At 52.3% G+C, this 19,726-nt stretch carries 15 protein-coding genes and 1 pseudogene; 4 read left to right on the top strand and 12 right to left on the bottom strand.

All coding sequences use genetic code 11. The features are described 5' to 3' along the window. Nucleotides 1–32: 32 nt before the first annotated feature. Nucleotides 33–1,166, top strand: coding sequence for a peptidylprolyl isomerase (locus ACFQI7_RS12240; protein ID WP_218100571.1), 1,134 nt, complete (start codon nucleotides 33–35; stop codon nucleotides 1,164–1,166). A gap of 112 nt (nucleotides 1,167–1,278) precedes the next feature. Here the strand turns inward: ACFQI7_RS12240 and ACFQI7_RS12235 are convergent. Then, nucleotides 1,279–1,877 (bottom strand): annotated as a pseudogene (locus ACFQI7_RS12235) (histidine phosphatase family protein). A gap of 28 nt (nucleotides 1,878–1,905) precedes the next feature. Beyond that, complete coding sequence (locus ACFQI7_RS12230) at nucleotides 1,906–3,339, bottom strand: serine hydrolase domain-containing protein (RefSeq protein WP_230415214.1); 1,434 nt, start codon at nucleotides 3,337–3,339, stop codon at nucleotides 1,906–1,908. 231 nt (nucleotides 3,340–3,570) lie between these two features. On the opposite strand from ACFQI7_RS12230, the gene ACFQI7_RS12225 reads away from it, so the two are divergent. Continuing rightward, nucleotides 3,571–4,434, top strand: a complete 864-nt coding sequence (locus ACFQI7_RS12225; protein WP_218100572.1) for a class I SAM-dependent methyltransferase — start codon at nucleotides 3,571–3,573, stop codon at nucleotides 4,432–4,434. A gap of 3 nt (nucleotides 4,435–4,437) precedes the next feature. Continuing rightward, nucleotides 4,438–5,124, top strand: a complete 687-nt coding sequence (locus tag ACFQI7_RS12220; RefSeq protein ID WP_218100573.1) for an RluA family pseudouridine synthase — start codon at nucleotides 4,438–4,440, stop codon at nucleotides 5,122–5,124. Nucleotides 5,125–5,326: 202 nt separating this feature from the next. Here ACFQI7_RS12220 and ACFQI7_RS12215 read toward each other — a convergent pair whose 3' ends face one another. Both ACFQI7_RS12215 and ACFQI7_RS12210 read right to left on the bottom strand, forming a co-directional pair. Next, nucleotides 5,327–5,410 (bottom strand): putative holin-like toxin, encoded by an 84-nt coding sequence (locus ACFQI7_RS12215; RefSeq protein WP_268966840.1) that lies wholly within the window; start codon nucleotides 5,408–5,410, stop codon nucleotides 5,327–5,329. A 128-nt stretch (nucleotides 5,411–5,538) separates the two neighbouring features. Then, the gene (locus tag ACFQI7_RS12210; protein WP_218100574.1) at nucleotides 5,539–5,952 is read right to left on the bottom strand and encodes a MarR family winged helix-turn-helix transcriptional regulator; all 414 of its coding nucleotides are present in this window, start codon (nucleotides 5,950–5,952) and stop codon (nucleotides 5,539–5,541) included. 204 nt (nucleotides 5,953–6,156) lie between these two features. Here ACFQI7_RS12210 and ACFQI7_RS12205 point away from each other — a divergent pair, with 204 nt between their 5' ends. Continuing rightward, nucleotides 6,157–6,324: a hypothetical protein gene (locus ACFQI7_RS12205; protein ID WP_218100575.1), complete on the top strand. Its 168-nt coding sequence runs from the start codon at nucleotides 6,157–6,159 to the stop codon at nucleotides 6,322–6,324. Here ACFQI7_RS12205 and gyrA read toward each other — a convergent pair. From gyrA to ACFQI7_RS12165, 8 genes are all read right to left on the bottom strand, one after another. Then, nucleotides 6,321–8,756 (bottom strand): DNA gyrase subunit A, encoded by a 2,436-nt coding sequence (gene gyrA, locus ACFQI7_RS12200; protein WP_218100576.1) that lies wholly within the window; start codon nucleotides 8,754–8,756, stop codon nucleotides 6,321–6,323. The genes ACFQI7_RS12205 and gyrA overlap by 4 nt on opposite strands. A gap of 15 nt (nucleotides 8,757–8,771) precedes the next feature. Continuing rightward, complete coding sequence (gene parE, locus ACFQI7_RS12195) at nucleotides 8,772–10,745, bottom strand: DNA topoisomerase IV subunit B (protein WP_218100577.1); 1,974 nt, start codon at nucleotides 10,743–10,745, stop codon at nucleotides 8,772–8,774. 66 nt (nucleotides 10,746–10,811) lie between these two features. Continuing rightward, on the bottom strand, nucleotides 10,812–11,804 hold the full coding sequence (locus tag ACFQI7_RS12190) for an ABC transporter permease (RefSeq protein WP_218100578.1): 993 nt from the start codon (nucleotides 11,802–11,804) through the stop codon (nucleotides 10,812–10,814). Then, a complete protein-coding gene (locus tag ACFQI7_RS12185; protein WP_230415216.1) occupies nucleotides 11,797–12,789 on the bottom strand; it encodes an ABC transporter ATP-binding protein in 993 nt (330 codons plus the stop codon). Before ACFQI7_RS12185 ends, ACFQI7_RS12190 begins: the two co-directional genes overlap by 8 nt. A gap of 38 nt (nucleotides 12,790–12,827) precedes the next feature. After that, nucleotides 12,828–13,652: a GDSL-type esterase/lipase family protein gene (locus tag ACFQI7_RS12180; protein WP_218100579.1), complete on the bottom strand. Its 825-nt coding sequence runs from the start codon at nucleotides 13,650–13,652 to the stop codon at nucleotides 12,828–12,830. 179 nt (nucleotides 13,653–13,831) lie between these two features. Beyond that, nucleotides 13,832–15,244 carry a peptidoglycan DD-metalloendopeptidase family protein gene (locus ACFQI7_RS12175; protein ID WP_218100580.1) on the bottom strand — a complete coding sequence of 471 codons (1,413 nt, stop codon included), beginning with the start codon at nucleotides 15,242–15,244 and terminating at the stop codon, nucleotides 13,832–13,834. A 292-nt stretch (nucleotides 15,245–15,536) separates the two neighbouring features. Continuing rightward, entirely contained in the window at nucleotides 15,537–17,381 is a 1,845-nt protein-coding gene (locus tag ACFQI7_RS12170) for an ABC transporter ATP-binding protein (RefSeq protein ID WP_230415218.1), read from the bottom strand. Beyond that, the gene (locus ACFQI7_RS12165) at nucleotides 17,378–19,249 is read right to left on the bottom strand and encodes an ABC transporter ATP-binding protein (RefSeq protein WP_218100581.1); all 1,872 of its coding nucleotides are present in this window, start codon (nucleotides 19,247–19,249) and stop codon (nucleotides 17,378–17,380) included. Before ACFQI7_RS12165 ends, ACFQI7_RS12170 begins: the two co-directional genes overlap by 4 nt. Nucleotides 19,250–19,726 lie beyond the last annotated feature (477 nt).

Genomic DNA, 19,726 nt, shown 5'->3' with positions numbered 1-19,726 from the left:
CAAAGTGCAGGAAGAGAGGAACAAAGAATACAATGAACGATAAAGTGAAAGGGCTTGTACTCGGTTTATCGCTGGGCGTAATGATGACAGGGTCGATCGCCTTTGCGAGCGGGACACAGATTGAAGTATATTTCCAAAATCTGAAATATATGTTCGACGGCGTGGAGAAAAAACCGACAGAAGAACAAGGGGCCGGATTCATCTACAACGGAACGACGTACGTTCCGCTTCGCTTCGTCAGCGAGGCGCTCGGCAAGGAAGTCGGCTATGATGCCGATACCGAAACAATCTGGGTAGGCAAGAAACCGAATGCGATCGTAGCCGCTTATCAAGGCGGGCAAGTCACGCAAGAGGAGCTGGATACGTATATCAAGCTGAACCGCTTTGTCCAATCTTCGGTTGTTGGAAATACGCAGGATCAACGGTTCATGGACATGGCGCTGCGGCATCTGATCGGCTACCGCATTCTGGACAGCCGATTGACCGACGAGATGAAAGACGCGGTAACGAAAGAGACGGACAAGCAGTTGGAGCAAATCAAACAATACCTTCTGCTGACGCGCGGCAGCGACGATCTGTCGTCGCTCCTCGCGAAGGAAGGATTTACCGTGGAAGACCTGCGCGGCTTCGTCCGGCTGTATGTCGGAGGCAATCAAGTGCTGACTTCAGGGATAACGGATTTGGAGATCCGGAATGTATACGTCGATCAAGCAACCCATCTGGAGCTGCTGTCCGCATCGGTCCGCCACATCTTGATCGGCTTCTCCGATCCGAACGGCAACCAGCGCTCCAAGGAAGATACGCTCAAGCTCGCTCAAGATTTAAAGGCGAGACTGGATAAAGGCGAAGATTTTGCGCAGCTGGCAAAGCAGTTTTCCGAAGACCCGGGCTCCAAGGATAACGGGGGGCTTTATGAGGATGCGATGGTCAGAGATTGGGTGGAACCGTTCAAAAATGCGGTAAAGCAGCTTAAACTGAATGAAATCAGCAAACCGGTAGAAACCGAGTTCGGTTATCACGTCATTCGCGTCGAATCGTTGAGGACCCTTCACATCGAAGAAGCGAAGGATGAAATTGTTCAGGGTTTGGTCAACGAGCACTACAACAAATTCATGAATGACGAGTTGCCGGGACTTATCGAGAAAATCGAGCTGTCGAAGAAGTAATATGTCGTTGATCGACTCTGCCGTTTCGGATACGGAGTGCGAGCACATATGTTCATTAGGGGCGGGCCATGGAGGCCGCCCCTTTCGCATTTTATATGATACCGCCGTCGCTTTATCGTAACGCGTCCATATGAGAAGTATTGTTCAGGAAATGGACTCTTCGCTCGTTTGGCTTCATTTCCACCAAGTGAATGGCCGTGTCTCCGTTGTTAAAATAAAAATCCTTATTAACCGGCATTTTAAAAAAGGAGCGGAGCAGGCAGTTGATCACCCTCCATGAGATACGATGGCAATGCGTTCATGATTGGCGGAACTGACAATTTTAGAAAATACGGCTTCGATCCTCATGCGAAACTCGATGGCCGATTCCCCGTTCTCGATCCGTTCGTGAAGTTTTAACTTTCGAGGCAAGGGATACTTCTTTGCTTCTTCGAAAGACAGACCTGCCAAAATGCCATTGTTTAGCTCCATTAAATCGTCTTCATACTGAACCGGACATTTCACCTTATCCGCAACGATGGCAGCCGTTTCGCTTGCTCTTCTCAGCGTACTGGCCCAAATCAATTGTGGCGGGAATTCGCTAAGTACTCTCTCCGCCAGCAAAGCCGCTTGTTTGCGGCCGAGTTCGGTCAGCGGGAAATCCGCTCTTCCTTCATGCACATTCAATACGTCCGCTTCCGATTGCCCGTGTCGAATGAAAAGAATTTGCATCTCCAACCCTCCGTCATTCCGAAAAATGTTATATCCTTCTTCCTTGCAATCGGATAGGTATGTCCGATTTAATCGCTTCCGTCACTTGAACATCCACCAGATCATCGGTAAATGTACATTTTATCTTGAGCGTGTATGGCGTCTCGATAAACCGCCACTCCATCTCAAAGATGTCGGCGGCACTCCACATCCCGCTCGCGGCAACGGCGAACGAATGGTCTCGCAGTTCCATGCTGCCGCTCGCCCAATAACCGATCCCGCAGCTGACGAAATGCTCCCCTTGGGGATTCCACAAGGTCATCTCGCATGTATCCCCCGCAAACCGGATCGAGGCGGCATAAAGGTGCAGCTCATTAGCGGAAAAATCGTACCGGTAGCCGGATACCCGTTCTGCCGCAGAAGTTACCGGTCGGTTCGAGTCCAAAGGAGCGTAGGCTATGGAATCCATTCTGCTTGTCAATTCGCTAAAATGTGCATCATCATGAGGCAGCGGGTTATCCTGCATACCGGGCAGCAGATGCTCCCATATCAGGTCAAGCACCTCTTGAATCTCCTTGACCCCGGCCGTTACGGCAATGACCGCTTCCTGGTCCGGCATTACGATGCAAAGTTGCCCTTGGGCCCCGTCAGCCCTGAAAGCTCCATGCCGGCACGGCCAAAAGTGATAGCCATATCCCTGGTAGTCCCGTTTTTTTCTCCCCGTTGAAATATGCAACGACGTCGCTTCGCGAATCCAGCCTTCAGACAGCAGCTGCTTGCCGTTCCACCGGCCTTTCTGAAGATACAGTTGCCCAAAACGGGCTAAGTGTTCCGTCTTCAACCAAAGTCCGGAGCCTCCAAGATGAATGCCGTCAGGACAAGACTCCCACTTCGCTCCCTCGATCCCAAGCGGTTCGAACAACCTTGGCGCCAAGTAATCAAGCAAGTGTAAGCCCGTCACTTCTTGAACGATGGCCGAAAGCAAATAACTAGCGCAGCTGTTATACGCAAAATGAGTTCCCGGTTCATGCTCGATCGGCACATCCAAAAAATCTTGCACCCAGTTCCCTTTTTCCCGAGTCCGGCTGTTCCAGCATCGGCGAACCGCCATATTCGTTTGTCCGGTCGACATCGTTAGCAGATGTTCTACGCGTAGTAAGCGTAATCGATCGTCGCTCTCCGTGCTCCGTTCTCCCAATATAGATAGTACCAAGTCGTCGACAGCCAGCAGTCCTTCGTCCACAGCAAAGCCTACTGCCGTTGAAACAAAGCTTTTGCTCAAGGAGAACAGCATACGCGGAATCTCCGAATCATAGGGAGCCCATTGCGCTTCGGCAACCACTTGTCCGTATCGAAGCAGCATAAAGCAGTGCAGACCGATTTGCCTGGAATCCGCTTCTTTCAAAAATGCCGAAACGGAGGACGGCAAAATACCGACGGTTTCCGGCCTGCATCGGGGAAAAACAAATGATGAATGCGACATGAACATTCGCTCCTCAGGATGGATCTCTAAATAATAAATGAATATTAGACACTTCTGCCGGCCGGCTTTATAACTTTATCCCTTTTTTACCAAATTGTGTAGACTATATTTTTTTTAACATCCGTCTGCCTCTGTTTTCACGTATCAGCCGATTTGTGGTATCCGATCGTCAAATCGTGTAGAATGTTTAAGAACCAAGAAACATTTACCGACAAAGGATGGTCCCTATTTATGTTTGCAGCACAGGATTGGAAAGATTACGAGCTGATTGATACCGGAGGCGGCGAAAAACTGGAACGATGGGGCAGCATCGTGCTGAGACGCCCCGATCCGCAAATCATTTGGCCGCTGCTGAAAGAAACCGGCGACTGGCGCGAAGCGGATGCACATTACCACCGCAGCTCCAGCGGCGGCGGCAGCTGGGAATATAAGAAGGAAATCCCGGAACGATGGACGATCTCCTATAAAGGTTTATCGTTTCATATTAAGCCGACGAGTTTCAAGCACACGGGCCTGTTCCCGGAACAGGCCGTGAACTGGAGTTGGATGATCGACAAAATCCGCAGTGCCGGCAGGCCGATTCGGGTTCTGAACTTATTCGCGTACACCGGTGGCGCATCCGTAGCCTGCGCTTCGGCCGGCGCTGAAGTGTGTCACGTCGATGCATCCAAAGGCGTAGTCACTTGGGCCAAGGAAAACTTGCAGCTTTCCGCCCTTGGCGATCGTCCGGTCCGGTTCATTACCGATGACGTATTCAAGTTCGTGCAGCGCGAGCAGCGCCGCGGCAGCAAATACGATGCGATTATTATGGACCCGCCGTCGTACGGACGCGGTCCGAACGGAGAAACATGGAAGCTGGAAACGAATTTGTATCCGTTCGTCGAGTCGTGCATGGAAATACTGACGGACAAGCCGTTGTTTTTCCTGATCAACTCTTATACAACGGGTATATCGGCTACCGTTTTGAAAAACATACTTTCCTTGTCCATAGGCCGCAAGTACGGCGGAACGATTAGCTGCGGCGAAATCGGACTGCCGATCACCGCTTCCAAGCTGTCGCTGCCGTGCGGCATTCTGGGGCGTTGGGAGGCGTAGCATATGGCCGGCGCTTCCCCTTCCATCCCGGTCCTGTACGAGGATAATCACATTATCGTCGTCGTCAAGCCTCCGAATGTGCCGACCCAGGAAGACGACTCGCAAGACCCCGATATGCTGTCGCTGATCAAGGCGGACTTGAAAGTACGTCATAACAAGCCCGGCAACGTCTACCTCGGTCTCGTTCACCGGCTGGATCGTCCGGTCGGCGGCGTCATGGTATTCGCCAAAACGTCCAAAGCGGCTTCACGATTGTCGGATGCCGTACGTACACGCGAAATTCGCAAGAAATATACGGCGATCGTTCACGGCAAGCTGAAGGAGCCGCAAGGAAGTCTGAGGCATTATTTGCTGAAAGATTCGAAGACGAACACCGTTTCCGTCGTGCCGGCCGGCAAACCGAGTGCAAAGGAAGCGCTGCTCGACTACAGCGTAACCGGTCATGCCGACGGCTTATCCCGCGTGCAGATCGAGCTGCACACCGGCCGGCCGCACCAGATTCGCGTGCAATTCGCCACGATCGGCTGTCCGCTTGTCGGCGACCAGCGGTATGGGGGGCAGCATGCGACGCCCGGGCAGCAGATTGCGCTCTGGTCTACGGAGCTCGGCTTCGCCCATCCGGTGACCAAAGAGGAGCTGCGCTTCACATCCGCTCCGCCTAGAAGCTATCCGTGGATTTTGTGGGACTAGAGATTATGCGCTCGCCTGAAAAAACGCAATCGCCGACTTTTCAATAACGGTGCAAATATGTTATGATGAAATTACAAACGTTCACGAAACGAAGAAACCGCAGATGTTGGCGCATCCGCGGTTTCCGTACAATAGATTGCCTTCAAGGCGATCGGCATAAGGAACGCTGCAGACCTCCTGGCTTGTTGGGCTCAAGGGAGGTCTACTTTTTTTTCAAGTAGGAAAGCAAGGCGATGATAAACATGCCAAACATGAACATGACCGTCAACGCATCCCTGACTTCCATGGCAACACCTCCTTTCCAGGAGACGTGCCAACCACCCTTGGGGGCCGATTCTATTGCCTCTTTATCATACCATAATTTTCTATGCATGAGAACATATATTCGCATTTCGCGAATATAGTCCTATTTCATTAAGCGTTCGCTACTTTTCCCAGCAAATAGACGAGCAATTGTTGATTATGCGATGAAATCCGGCTTAAATACGATTGCAAAAACTGTTCGCGAATGGCGATCCCGCGTTCGCACTCGTGCCTTCCTTTGCCCGTCACCAGCACCCAAACGATACGTCGATCTTTCTCGTCCCGTTCCCTTGCGATCAGCTCGCTCTTCTCCATCCGGTCCAGCAGCGTCGTGATAGCGGCAGGCGTCGTATCCAAATGATCAATGAAATCCGAAGGCTTCATCTTCTCTTTGCCGGAGTACATAAGAAGCTCCAGTACTTTCAACTGACCTTCCGTAAGCGTTGGCGCAAGCTCGGTCTCCATGTGCGTGCGCAAATCCTTGGACAATTTCCACCATAGCTTGGCAAATTCCTGGGTAATCATAGCACCACTCCCGTGAAATATCCAATGTTTTCCCTTATTATAGCATTCTTGCAAGCGCAATAAAAGGTTAATAGCATGAATATTTTAGGACATGAAGCGATAAAATGATGTACCTTTTGACGAGCTTCAACATATATTGCAACCATGATCGTCGCCTAGCGGCGGAGCTTGTCATATCGTGAATCGGCAAAGGAGAGACAGCTTATGGATGAATGGAAAATGAAAATCGGCGAGCTGGCGCTTCAAAAAGGAATTATAAACGACCCAAACTGGCTCGAAAAGTTGGACGATTCGATGCCGGTATGGGCCGTTCTTGAAATGCTGCTCGGGCTTATGGAGAAGCTGGAAACGAACTACTCCAGCTATGATTAAACGAACTTCATCAAATCGATGACACTCTCGTTTTTGTTGAGGGAAACCACTTGTTTCCCCGTCGACTTGCGATCGTCTATCGGCGTCTGCTCGGTCGAGAACGTAACCCGCTCTCCGGTACTGAGCACTGCCGCAATATCGAACGGCTCTTTCACCGCATACGCACGCACAAGCTTGGTGCCGTTCGGCTTCACCCGTTTGCCTTCTTTGAACTCAAACGTAATGATGCCTTTGCCGCCGCGCCCTTGCACAGGGTAGTCGACCACTAGCGATCGCTTGGCGTAGCCGTGATCGGAGATCACGACGACTTCCCCTTCATCGCCGTCGATCCAATCGGCCGCGACGACTTCGTCGTCGTCTTTCAATTGGATCCCGCGGACGCCTCCAGCGGCACGTCCCATCGGGTTGACTTCGTCTTCCTTGAAGCGGATCGACATGCCCTGCTTGGTCACCAGCAGCAAATCTTTGCCACCGGTGCTCAGCAGCACGTTCAGCACGGCATCCTGCTCGGCTACTTTGCAGGCGACGATACCGATCGAACGGTTCGTTGCATACTCCTTCAATTCGGTGCGCTTCACTTGACCTTTGCGGGTTACGAATACAAGCGATTTGCCCGCCTCCTCGAAATCTTTAACGGGGATGACATCGACGATCCGGTCGTCTTTCGGAATCGGAATGACGTTGACGATTGCCGTACCGTTGTCTTTCCACTTATACTCCGGAATCTGATGCACGGGCAGCAGGAAGTACTGTCCTTTTTGCGTGAAAATAAGCAAATTCTCGAGCGTATTGACATCGAACAAGTGACGCAGGTAGTCGCCTTCCTTGAGCCCCGTTTTATCAATCTCGCCGCCGGAACGGATGAAGGACAACTTGCCTGTACGTTTGATGTACCCGTCGTTCGACAGCGTAACGAATACATCCTCAGCGGTAACCATCACTTCCAGATTGACCTTCAGCTCTTCTACCTCATCCTGAATATCGGAACGGCGGTTAATGCCGTATTTTTCGCGAATTTGGGAGATCTCCTCTTTGATGACGGCGAGCAGCTTTTTCTCGCTTCCCAATATACCTTGAAGATACGACACCGTCTTTTGAACTTCCTTCAGCTCTTTCTCGAGCGAATGAATTTCCAGATTGGTCAAGCGGTACAATTGAAGCGTCAAGATCGCATCGGCCTGCCGTTCGGTAAATCCGAATTTCTCGACCAAGTTGTTCTGCGCGTCCTGACGGTTTTTGGAAGCCTTGATCGTTGCGATAACTTCGTCTAGAATGTTGAGCGCCTTCACCAAGCCTTCCAGCACGTGAGCGCGGTCAAGCGCTTTTTCCAGCTCGTACTGGGAGCGGTGTGTGACCACTTCTTTCTGATGCGCGATATACGCCCCGAGCATCTCGATCAGTCCTAGCTGCTTCGGCGTCTTGTTCACGATGGCAACCATGTTGAAATTATATGCGACCTGGAGGTCGGTCTTTTTGAGCAAATACGCCAATATCCCTTGCGCGTCCGCCTCCTTCTTCAATTCAACGACGATCCGCAGCCCTTCGCGTCCGCTCTCGTCGCGCACTTCGGTAATGCCTTCGATTTTTTTCTCCAGGCGAATGTTTTCCATTGCCGTCACAAGTCGCGATTTGACGACCTGATACGGGATTTCGGTAATGACGATCTGTTGACGTCCGCCGCGCATATCTTCGATCGCCGTACGCCCCCGCAAATAAATGCGGCCGCGCCCTGTACGGTAAGCCTCGCGGATGCCCTCCGAGCCCATAATGATGCCGCCGGTCGGAAAATCCGGTCCGCGGACGATGCCCATCAAGTCCTCCAGCGTCGACTCGGGACGGTCGATGAAGGCAATGCACGCATCGATGACCTCGCGCAAGCTATGCGGCGGAATCTCTGTCGCAAAACCGGAAGAAATGCCGCTGACGCCGTTGACGAGCAGGTTCGGAAAACGGGACGGAAGCACGACCGGCTCCTTCGTCGAATTGTCGAAGTTATCTTTGAACTGCACGGTGCGCTTCTCGATATCCCGCAGCAGCTCCATCGCAATCTCAGACAGCCGCGCTTCCGTATAACGCATCGCCGCCGCAGGGTCGTCGTCGAGCGAACCCCAGTTGCCGTGACCGTCGATCAGCACATGGCCCATTTTCCACGGCTGCGCCATCCGCACCATGCCGTCATAGATGGAAGCATCGCCGTGAGGATGGTAGTTGCCCATGACGTCCCCGACGGTTTTGGCCGATTTGCGGTACGGCTTGTCCGGCGTGTTGCCGGAGTCGTACATGGCGTACAAAATACGCCGTTGTACGGGCTTTAATCCGTCGCGAACATCCGGGATCGCGCGGTCTTGAATAATATATTTGGAATACCGGCCGAATCGGTCTCCGACAACCTCTTCGAGAAAGGCCGGCAAAAATTTTTCTGGTATACTCAAGCGTAAGGCCCCCCGTTATTCTTCGTATTCGGTGAAGTCCACATTCTCGATGATCCAGCGCTTGCGCGGATCCACTTTGTCTCCCATCAGCGTGGACACGCGGCGCTCGGCTTTCGCCGCATCCTCGATTTGCACCTTCAGCAAGGTGCGCGTAGCCGGATCCATCGTCGTTTCCCACAACTGATCCGGATTCATTTCGCCGAGACCTTTGTACCGCTGAAGCTCGATGTTCTTGCCGAGTTCTTTGGTTAAGGCATTCAGCTGCTCGTCGGTCCAGGCGTATCGAATCGAGCTGTTCTTGCCTGCCTTCTTCGTCACTTTAAACAGCGGCGGCTGAGCGATATATACTTTGCCCGCATCGATGAGCGGCTTCATGTACCGGTAGAAAAACGTCAGCAGCAGCACCTGAATGTGGGCACCGTCGGTGTCGGCGTCGGTCATAATAATAATTTTCGCATAATTGCTCTCCGATTCGTCAAACTCCGGTCCGACCCCCGCTCCGATTGCGGCGATGATCGCCTTGTACTCGTCATTTTTCATGATGTCGAGCAGCTTGGCCTTCTCCGGATTCATCGGCTTGCCCTTCAGCGGCAAAATCGCCTGATGCCTAGAATCGCGCCCTTGCTTGGCGGAGCCGCCGGCCGAATCCCCTTCCACGATGAACAGCTCGTTGCGCGTGTAGTCCTTCGACTGCGCCGGCGTCAGCTTGCCGCCGAGGTTCGAGCTCTCGCTCTTTCCTTTCTTGCCGCTGCGCACTTCTTCCCGCGCTTTGCGCGCCGCTTCGCGGGCTTTGGCCGACTGGATCGCTTTCTTCATGACCAGCTGAGCCACTTGCGGGTTCTCTTCGAGGAACACGGCCATCTTATCGGACACGACGGAATCCACCGCGCTGCGGGCCGAAGCGCTCCCGAGCTGATCTTTCGTCTGGCCGACGAATTCGACTTCGCCCATCTTGATGTTGATGACCGCCATCATGCCTTCGCGCAAATCTTGGCCGTCGAGGTTTTTCTCCTTTTCCTTGAGCATGCCGCTCTTGCGCGCATACTCGTTCATGACGCGCGTGTAAGCCGTCTTGAAGCCGGTTTCGTGCGTCCCGCCTCCGCGCGTCGGAATGGAGTTGACGAACGAAACGAGCGTTTCGGTATAACCGTCGTTATACTGCAGCGCCACTTCGACCTCGATCTCGTCCTTCTCAGCGACAAAATGAATGACGTCGTGTAAAACCGCCTTGTCCTCGTTCAAAAATTGAACGAACTGGCTCGCGCCGCCCTCGTATTGAAACTCCTCTTTCTTGTCAGCACGCTCGTCGGTGAGCGTCACTTTCAGACCGGAGTTCAAAAAAGCGATTTCCTGCAGACGTTCGTACAGGGTATCGAAATTAATCGTCGTTCCGCTTTGAAATACCCGCTTGTCGGGCTTAAACGTTACTTTCGTACCGGTTTTGCGCGTCGTGCCTGTTACTTCAAGCCCCGTCACCGGTTCGCCGACATGCTCTTTTCCCTGCTCGTCGACCCAATACTCGAAGCGTTGGCGGTGAATTTTACCTTCGCGGTATATGTCCACTTCCAGCCATTCCGACAGCGCGTTCGTGACGGATGCGCCGACGCCATGCAGACCGCCGGATTTTTTGTACCCTCCGCCGCCGAACTTGCCTCCCGCATGCAAAATCGTAAAGACGACCTGCGGCGTCGGGATGCCGGTTTTATGCATGCCCGTAGGAATACCGCGGCCATTATCGTACACCGTGATCGATTGGTCTTTGTGTATCGTGACGTCGATTTGCGAGCAAAATTTGGCCAAATGCTCATCAACGGCGTTGTCTACAATTTCCCACACAAGATGATGAAGCCCTGAAGCGCTCGTGCTGCCTATGTACATCCCCGGCCGTTTGCGGACCGCCACGAGCCCTTCCAGTACTTGTATATCGTCTGCGCCATAATCCTGCGGCGCCGCTATCGTATTACCAAAAATATCGAGTTGTTCCGCCAAAATTGCAGCCTCCCTAAACGCGTAAGTCATCCATTCAGCTAAAATGCATTATAACATTTGAACGGATTAGTTCAACACATCTTTTTTCGTAAACACGGTAAAAGAGATCAATACCGAAACGATTCCCCACACGGTCAGCACAGCCAGGGAGAACGGCAAATTCATGCCTTTGATCGGCGGAAGCGCCCCGGTCAAATAATCGGTCAGCTTCAAATTGACCATAAATAAATATTTAGCCGTCTCCCAGGAAGAGACCATATTGGTTAAGATCGAGCCCGAAATGAGCACCGCGAGCATGATCCCCATCCCGGCCGCCGTGCTTCGAACAAGCACTGAGAACATGAGCGTCATGACGCCGACGATCAGGGCCGCATACCAGACGAGTCCCAATTCCATTATTAAATAAAGCCACTGTGCCACTGGGCGAACGTTCGAAAAATCGACTTCCGTTCCGCTTACCTGGAATCCGAAAAATACGGGCATATCCCATCCGCCATAACCGAACACAATCCCCGAGATGAGATAGCATAGCAGGCCGGTTGCCAGAACGATGAAAGAAACAAACAGCATGATCGTAATCAGTTTGCTCAGCAGCACCTTCCATCGCCGGACAGGCCTTGTCAGCAGCAGCTTGATCGTCCCCGACGTATGCTCGCCGGATACGAGATCGGATGCTACGACCATAACCATGAGCGGGATAAAAAGACCGACCGCGTTTTTCACAAACTCTCTTGTAAAGGTTACCCCGTTCGGTGAAGCCGGATTCACATCTTTATCCAAATAGTACTGCGCGAGCTTCACTTCCACCCGCCGCCATTGCTTCCACTCCTCCGGCATGCGGTTGCTGCCGATACTTCGCGTATAATCGACAATTTTCTGCCGCTGCTCCGCGCGCCAATCGGTTGTCCCGAACTGCTTCTGATTGTTTTGCGTCACTTTCATCTGCGCATACGTAAACATCGGAATAATTGCGGCAAGGATGAGCAGAACGACGAGCAGCCGGCGTTTTTTCACGAGTTTGATGCATTCGTTCTTGACGAGCGGGTACAGACTAACCAATGCGCTCACCCTCCGTCAGCTTCAAAAATAAGTCCTCCAAGGTCGGGTGTTTCAGCTCGATCCCATACAATTGCACGCCGCAATCGACCATCCGGCCTGACAGCGCCGGAATCCGTTCCGGATTCATCTCGGTAACGATACGGTCCGCGGCAAGCTCCCCCGGCCGTGCTTCTCCCGTATTCGCCTGCTCCGTCTCGCCCAGCGACAGCACTTTAACATCCTCCTCCGCATGCAGGATCGAAAGCGCGGGCTCTGCAGGCAGCACACGCCAGACGACGGTACTGACGGATTCGTCGATCAACGCCGATACTTCCCCTACGCGGATCACTTCGCCATGACTAATAATCGCCACCCGGTCGCACATTTGCTGAATTTCGCTGAGCAGATGGCTGGAGACGAACAAACTGAGTCCTTGTTCGGCCAGCCGTCGTATAAATTCGCGCAATTCCTTAATGCCCTGCGGGTCCAGTCCGTTGGTCGGCTCGTCCAGTATGAGCAGCTTCGGGTCGTTCAGCAGCGCTTGGGCGATGCCGAGCCGCTGCCGCATGCCGAGCGAATACGTCTTGACTTTATCGTGTATGCGATGATCCATCCCTACGATCTCGACCACTTCGTGTATGCGCTCTTCGGTAATCCCCGGCAGCATCCGGGCAAAATGCTCAAGATTTTCCCACCCGCTCAAGTACGGGTACAATTCCGGATTTTCGACGATGCAGCCCACGTATTGAAGCGCTTCATCGTGCTCCTTCTGCACGTCATAGCCGCAGATGGCAATCGATCCTTCGGTCGGACGGATCAGATCGACGAGCATGCGGATCGTCGTCGTCTTGCCAGAGCCGTTCGGCCCGAGAAACCCGAAGATTTCACCGGCTTTTACGTCGAATGAAATGCCTTTAATGATGAGCCGTTTGCCGATTTGTTTCTTTACGTTTTGCACCGATAAAACGATCTCCGCGTCTCTCCCTTTTGCGGCCGCTTGTCCCACGATTCCAGTCCCCCTTACACCTATTCATGCGACGGCATTTATTGCAGTACATCGGCGATCCGCTGCGCCATTCGTTCATATCCGTATTGATTCGGATGAAAATGATCGCTGTACAAATATTTGTTCAAGTTCAGTTCGAACAAATCATATGTCGGCACCACCGTAATGTTCGGATATTTGTTCGCAAGCTCGAATGCCGCCATATTCCACCGCTGTACGATCGGCCCGCCGGCACGGTTCGCATCCAAATCCAGAAACGGATGGTACAGCCCGACATACAGGATCTTCGCTTTCGGATTCGCTTTGGATACGCGGTCGAATATTTGCTCGAGCCGCTTTGCCGCTTCCGGGATTCGCGTCGCAGCCGCGGCGGGATTAAAACCTTCGCCGTTCTGGGAGCCGAATAAATCGGCGCCGCCTTCGAACAGGTCGTTGCCGCCGATCGTAATGAGCACGAGGTCGGCTTCCCCGATCGATTTCGCAATGTCTTTCTTCGCTTCCCAGTCCTTCAGCAAGTCTGCCGTACGGAATCCGGGAATGGCGAAATTGTTGTACACGAACACCGGCTTTCCCAGCTGTTTTTCAAGCTTATCCCGAAGCTGCCCGATATAGCCTTTGCCCGTTAAATCGCCGGTTCCTGCCGTTAACGAATCGCCCAAAGCTACGATCCGGATACGATCTTTGGCTGCCCATGCGTCCTCTCCCCGATGTTCTTCCGGCGTTTGCGGGGCCGGCGCTTCTGTAGCGACCGGCTTCGGAAACATGATCTGGTTGATTGCATAAACGAAGCCCAACACGCATAATAACGTGGACAGCAACGCGGTAATGCCGACGACACGCCATAACCCTTTTGTCGAAAACATGTCATTTCCCCCTGCACTCCAAGAGCCCGTCGTAAAGTATTCGTCCGATCTTCCGAAATTTGCACGTATGGACAAGTTCACTTTTTAGAGTAGCGGTTTGTCGCGCTTTTTGCAAATCAACGGCGCACATGGAGAAGCCCCGGCGGACGTTGTCTGCCGGGGTCTGTATGTATATCGGTTTACAGCCGTACGTATTTCATCGGATTTTGCTGCTCCCCGCTTTTGATGATTTCGAAATGCAAATGGACGCCGGTCGCATTGCCGGTGCTGCCCATCGTTCCGATTTTTTCGCCTTTGCTGACCGTCTCGCCCTTTCTCACGTCGAGCTTGCTTAAATGGCCGTACAACGTCTCAAAGCCGTTCTGGTGATCGATAATAATACAGTTGCCGTAACCGGACTTGACGCCGGCAAAGACGACCTTGCCGTGATCGGACGCCAGGATCGCGCGCTGCTCCGAAACGAGGTCTGTCCCATTGTGGTTCGTCCCCCAACGCAAGCCGAATTCGCTCGTGATTTTGGCTCTTAGAACCGGTGACGCGAACGTTCCGGTGCCTACGCCCGGAATGACTTTCGTCCCTTGGCGGACGACCGTCTGCACCGGCTCTTCAAGCATCGTTTCGTTCAGCGTGTTCATTTCTTCCGTTTGTCCGTTCACCTTGACCGTTTCATAAGTGACCTTCTTGAGGCCCGGCTTGCCTTGCGATTTGATTTGGATCACGCCGGACTTTAGCTCGCTGTCTTTCTCGTAAACGATGCCGCTCGGAACTTTAACTTCCTCCGTTCGCGTCTCTACCGTCTTTACCGCAAGCAGCGGCTGCAACACGGTTAAATTGAGCGTTTCGCCGATTTTGATCAAATCGTTTTTGATCGACGGGTTATTGTCGTAAATCACTTGCGGGGCAATGCCGAATTTTTGCGCGATAATAGAAATGCAGTCGCCCTTTTCCACCTTATATTCGACCGGCTTTACATCTCCGGTTATGATTCGGTTCAGCACCGTTTCGGCCGATTCGATTTTTCCCGGCGCAGTGACGGTCTCGGCCACTTGTACGTCCTGTACGAACCCATAGGCCGTCGTCATTTCTGCATTGACAACGTTTGCACTGGCCGCCGACAACGTGGAAGCTTCTTTCCTTTTCTCCATATAAGGCACTTTGACGCGTTCGAGCAGCGAGGCCGCGTCTTCGGTATCCTTCACAACGCCTACCGTATTTCCGTCAATACGGATTTCCGCCGCGAAAACCGCAATCATAATTTTGTTATTCAATTCGGCAAGAACCGCATCGTTGTCCAATGCGCCTTGAAAAGCCGTATTGTCTACAAAACGCAGTTCCTCCAAGTTAGAAGTCACTCGGGATCCGTCGTACTGCAGGGAATATTCCGCGTATTTCGAAATTTTCCACCGCTTCACGAGCTCCGGGTCGCTTACCGTGCCAAGCAGCTGATCGTCCAAAAACACATCATACCTCGTCGTTACCTGCGCCTTTACGAACAAACGCCCCGAAACCAAGACCGCCACAATCACGGTAAAGGCTAACAGCCATTGAATGACACCTTGCGTTTTTATTCCAGCGCGTCCGCCATCCTTCAATGTCCTTTTCCTCCCAGCTTATGGATGTTTTGGTTTCCACCGTATGCCCTTGGGGCATCGCGGCACCGCCATACCTTTTCATGTATATGTGGGGTTCGGGACGATATCACTTTTAAAAAATAAGAAAACGTTATACGAGAAGTTCAACGGACGGAACACGGTTGCAGCGAAGATTTAACTTTTTAAAGTGACCTTTGTGCTCAGCGCGGGCGGAACGTAAAAAGTTAAATCGGAGCACTAAAAAACCTCCTCCGTTTCGCATTCGCGAACCAAAGGAGGCGTTCACTTCTCGTTAGCCCGTTTCTTTTAGAAAACGGTACTGCGCCTGAATCAGACCGTGGTAAATTCCTTTGTGATCCAGCAGTTCCTGATGATTTCCCTGCTCCATAATATGACCGTGGTCAAGAACCAGAATGTGATCCGCGTGACGAATGGTCGACAGCCGGTGCGCAATGATGAATGAAGTGCGTCCGGCCAGCAGCGTTTTCAGCGCTTCCTGAATTTTCAGCTCGGTCTCGGTATCGATGCTCGCCGTCGCTTCGTCCAAAATAAGGATGCGGGGATCGGCGAGCAGCGCCCGCGCAAACGATAGCAGCTGCCGCTGCCCCATGGACAGCACATTGCCCCGCTCCTGCACTTCGGTATCGTAGCCTTGGGGCAAATTGACGATAAAATCATGGGCGCGAGCCGCTTTGGCCGCCGCTTCAATCTCCTCATCCGTCGCGTCGAGCCTTCCGAACCGGATATTATCGCGAATCGTTCCAGAGAAAATGAATGTATCCTGCAGCACGATGCCGACCTGCGAACGAAGGCTGGAAATCGTCACATCCCGAATATCGTGGCCATCGATCGAAATGCTGCCGCCCGTCACATCGTAGAACCGGCACAGTAAATTGATGATCGTGCTTTTGCCTGATCCTGTATGGCCGACCAGCGCGATCGATTGACCGGCTTTCACGCTCAAATCAATTTTGTTCAGCGCATGCCTGCCTGGCTCGTATTCGAACTCCACCTGCTTGAATTCGATATCGCCGCGAATATTCGGCAAATCGATTGCCTGCTCCTTTTCTCCTACGTTCGGCTTTTCATCGATGAATTCGAAAATCCGCTCCGACGAAGCCATGGCGATCAGCATTTGCGAATACATTTGGCCGAGCCGGTTGATCGGTTCCCAGAAATGACCGATATAGGTCGCAAACGCAACAAGAAGGCCGATCGATATTTCTCCCGATTGAATCAAATGCGCTCCGAACCAAAACAAAATACAGTAGCCGACCGCTCCCGTCACTTCGATAATCGGCCCAAACGATTGGTTTAATGTAGAAGCGCGGTTCCAGTGGTAGTGGTTGTCTTTGTTCATTTCGTCGAAAAATGCGATGTTTTCCTTTTCTTGTGTGAACGCCTGCGTCACCTTGATGCCCTGGATGCATTCGTTCAGGTGCGAGTTGATGCGCGCCGTCCGAATTTGCACCACTTGCCAGGCGCGGCGAATTTTCACCCGCAGCTTCGTGGAAATGACGAACATGATTGGAACGGTTACGATGATCGCGAGTCCCAGCTTCCAATTGTACAACAGCAATATTACGATAATTCCCGCAAGCTGCACGCAGTCGATCATCAGGTTGACGACCCCGTTCGTAAACAAATCTTGCAGCGAGTTGACGTAGTTCGTGACGCGGACCAGGATCGATCCTGCCGGGCGCTTGTCGAAGAAACGGAACGACAGACGCTGGATGTGGCTGAACAAATCGTGCCGCAAATCGTAAATAACGCGCTGACCGATCATATTCGTATAACGGATCCGGTACGTATTGGCCGCCCATTGAATAATATACAGCGTCAACATCGCGCCGACGCACAATAGCAGCCCGTTCCGATCTCCGTTCTTCAGCGCATGGTCGATCGCATAAGCGATCAGCAGCGGATTCAGCAGCTTTGTCATCGCGCCGACGACCATCATAATCAGGATGATCGGGATGATCTGCTTGGCATAAGGCTTCATATAATGGCTAAGCCGTTGGACCTGAACCATATCGAATCCTTTGTCAAGCTCCTCGTCGTCCTGGTAGACGAACCGGGATTGCAGTTCCTTATCGGACTGCCGATCGCCGGCATGTTTTTCTTTTTGCGCGCTCAATGTACTAACCCCCTGACCTTCGCTTGCGATGTGACTGCGATTTCCTCGGCCGCTTGAACGATTTCCTCATCCATTCGGCGGCTCGACGGATGACGCCTTGCAATCGCGTCTCCGGATTCCGCGGAACCGGTTTCGTCCGGCTGATCCGCGAACTGAATTTTGTACGTTTCCAGGTACGGGCCTTCCTGCTTCATTAATTCCGCGTGCGTTCCCCGCTGAACGATTGTGCCTTCGTCAAGAACGATGATTTCATCGGCATGTTTCAAGGAGGAAATCCGGTGTGCGATGATGAACGTCGTTCGGCCCGCCATGACTTCCTCGAAGCCCTGCTGAATCTCGTGTTCCGTCTCCATATCGACGGCGCTCGTTGCATCGTCGAGAATTAAAATTTTCGGGTTTTTGAGCAGCGCACGCGCAATCGCGATCCGCTGTTTCTGACCGCCCGAGAGACCGAGACCCCTTTCGCCGACAACCGTATCGTAGCCCATCGGCAGCTCCATAATAAAATCATGCGCCTTCGCAAGTTTAGCCGCTTTGACGATCTCTTCCATGGATACGCTTTTTACGCCGTAAGCGATGTTGTTGCGAATCGTCGACGAGAACAGGAACGTTTCCTGAAAAACGATAGCCATCTGACGCCGCAAGCTGTCGAGCGTGACGTCACGAATGTCCGTCCCGTCCAGCGTAATGCGCCCTTCCTTGACGTTGTACGCGCGCAGCAGCAGCTGAATGACCGTCGATTTGCCCGATCCCGTTCCTCCGAGAAGTCCGATGACCGAGCCTTTTGGCGCATCCAGCTGAAAGTTGGTCAAGGCCGGCTGTTTTTCGGTGTAAGCGAACGTTACGTTTTCAAACCGGACATGTCCTTGCACCTGTTCCGGCTTCAGCTCCTGCGCATTGTCCTTATTTTTCACGTGAACATATTGATGCAAAAGCTCCAGCAGCCGTTCGCCCGCCGCCTTCGATTGGGTGAAGTTATTGATATGAAAACCGATGCCCCACATCGGTCCGATAATGTACCAGATCAAGCTGAAAAACGCGACGAGCGACCCCAGTGAAATGGACCCGCCGATAACCATCAAACCTCCGACGCAAAGGAGCATGACAACGCTCATATTGGCGAACAGCTCCATGAGCGGAAAGTAACGGGCCCAAATGCCGGACGTCGTCACGTTATTCGATTGATAATCTTCGTTTCGGTTCGAAAATTTTTCAATTTCGTGCGGCTCGCGGGCAAACGATTTGACCGTTCGAACGCCGGTGATATTCTCTTGAACCGCGGTCGTCATTGAACTCATCGATTTGCGGATCGAACGGAAGGCCGGATGAATTTTCCCTTCAAAGCGGATCGCCGTGAACACCAGAAACGGCATGAACACCATCGTGAGCAGCGTCAGCTTCCAATTGATCGAGAACATCATCATGATGCCGAACGTAAACATCATGAATACGTTCAAAATTTGCACGAAGCCGAAGCCGATGAAGTCTCGCACCGCCTGCAGATCGGCCGTCAAACGGGACATCAGGTCGCCCGTTCGAGCTTGGTCATAATATTGAAAGGATAAGTATTGCAGTTTCTCGTAAAGTTTGTTGCGCAAATTGTAGGCAACTTGGTTGCCCAGTCTTGAACTCGAAGCGCCATGCATAAATTGAAACGACGCTTTGACCGTCATGACGCATACGACACCAAGCGCCAAATACGGAACTTTCTCAAACTGATTTTTGGTGATGACTTCGTCAATCAAGTAGCGAAGCAGGTTCGGATATACGAGCCCGAGCGCCGTTGCCGTCATCAAACAAAAAATCGAAAAAAACAAAAACCTTCGTTCCGGCCAATAAAACTCCTTTAACTGTCGAAAAACATTCATGGAGACCCTCCTTCTCCGGACTCTGCCGTCTTGAACGCGTCACAGAGCCGCCTTCCTGTATATGCAACGTTGTTTGTTCCACGGTTGCATACGCTTACGAGGCGTATGCAATCCCGCTCTCGACCCGCCGATTCACCCGCTCGCAGGCCGTAAAAGCAAAAATGGCTTTCGAAGCGGGTCGAGCCGCCGCGAAAGCGTTTCAGCTATGCTTTGAAGTGTAGCATCCCCTTCCGGGACCGGCAACAAGTGGAAATTCCATAATCTTCTTTAATACTTAAAATTCCATCAAATCGTCACATTTTTGAAGCTGAGTCTATCTTTTTCGTGAAAAAGGTACGAAATCTTACGATTGTAAACCCTTTCACCAAATAAGAAAAGATCCTCACCGAAACCCAGTCGATGAAGATCCGATCGTGTCTTGCCAAAACTGTATTTTCACTCGAAAAGTCCACAAAGATCCCGTGCTAGCGAAATAAT

Origin of the sequence: Paenibacillus allorhizosphaerae (assembly GCF_042659105.1) — a bacterium.
Classification (GTDB): Bacteria; Bacillota; Bacilli; order Paenibacillales; family NBRC-103111; genus Paenibacillus_G; species Paenibacillus_G allorhizosphaerae.
The sequence above is the reverse complement of the archived record's forward strand: the minus strand, read 5'-3'. Positions and strand labels throughout refer to the sequence as shown.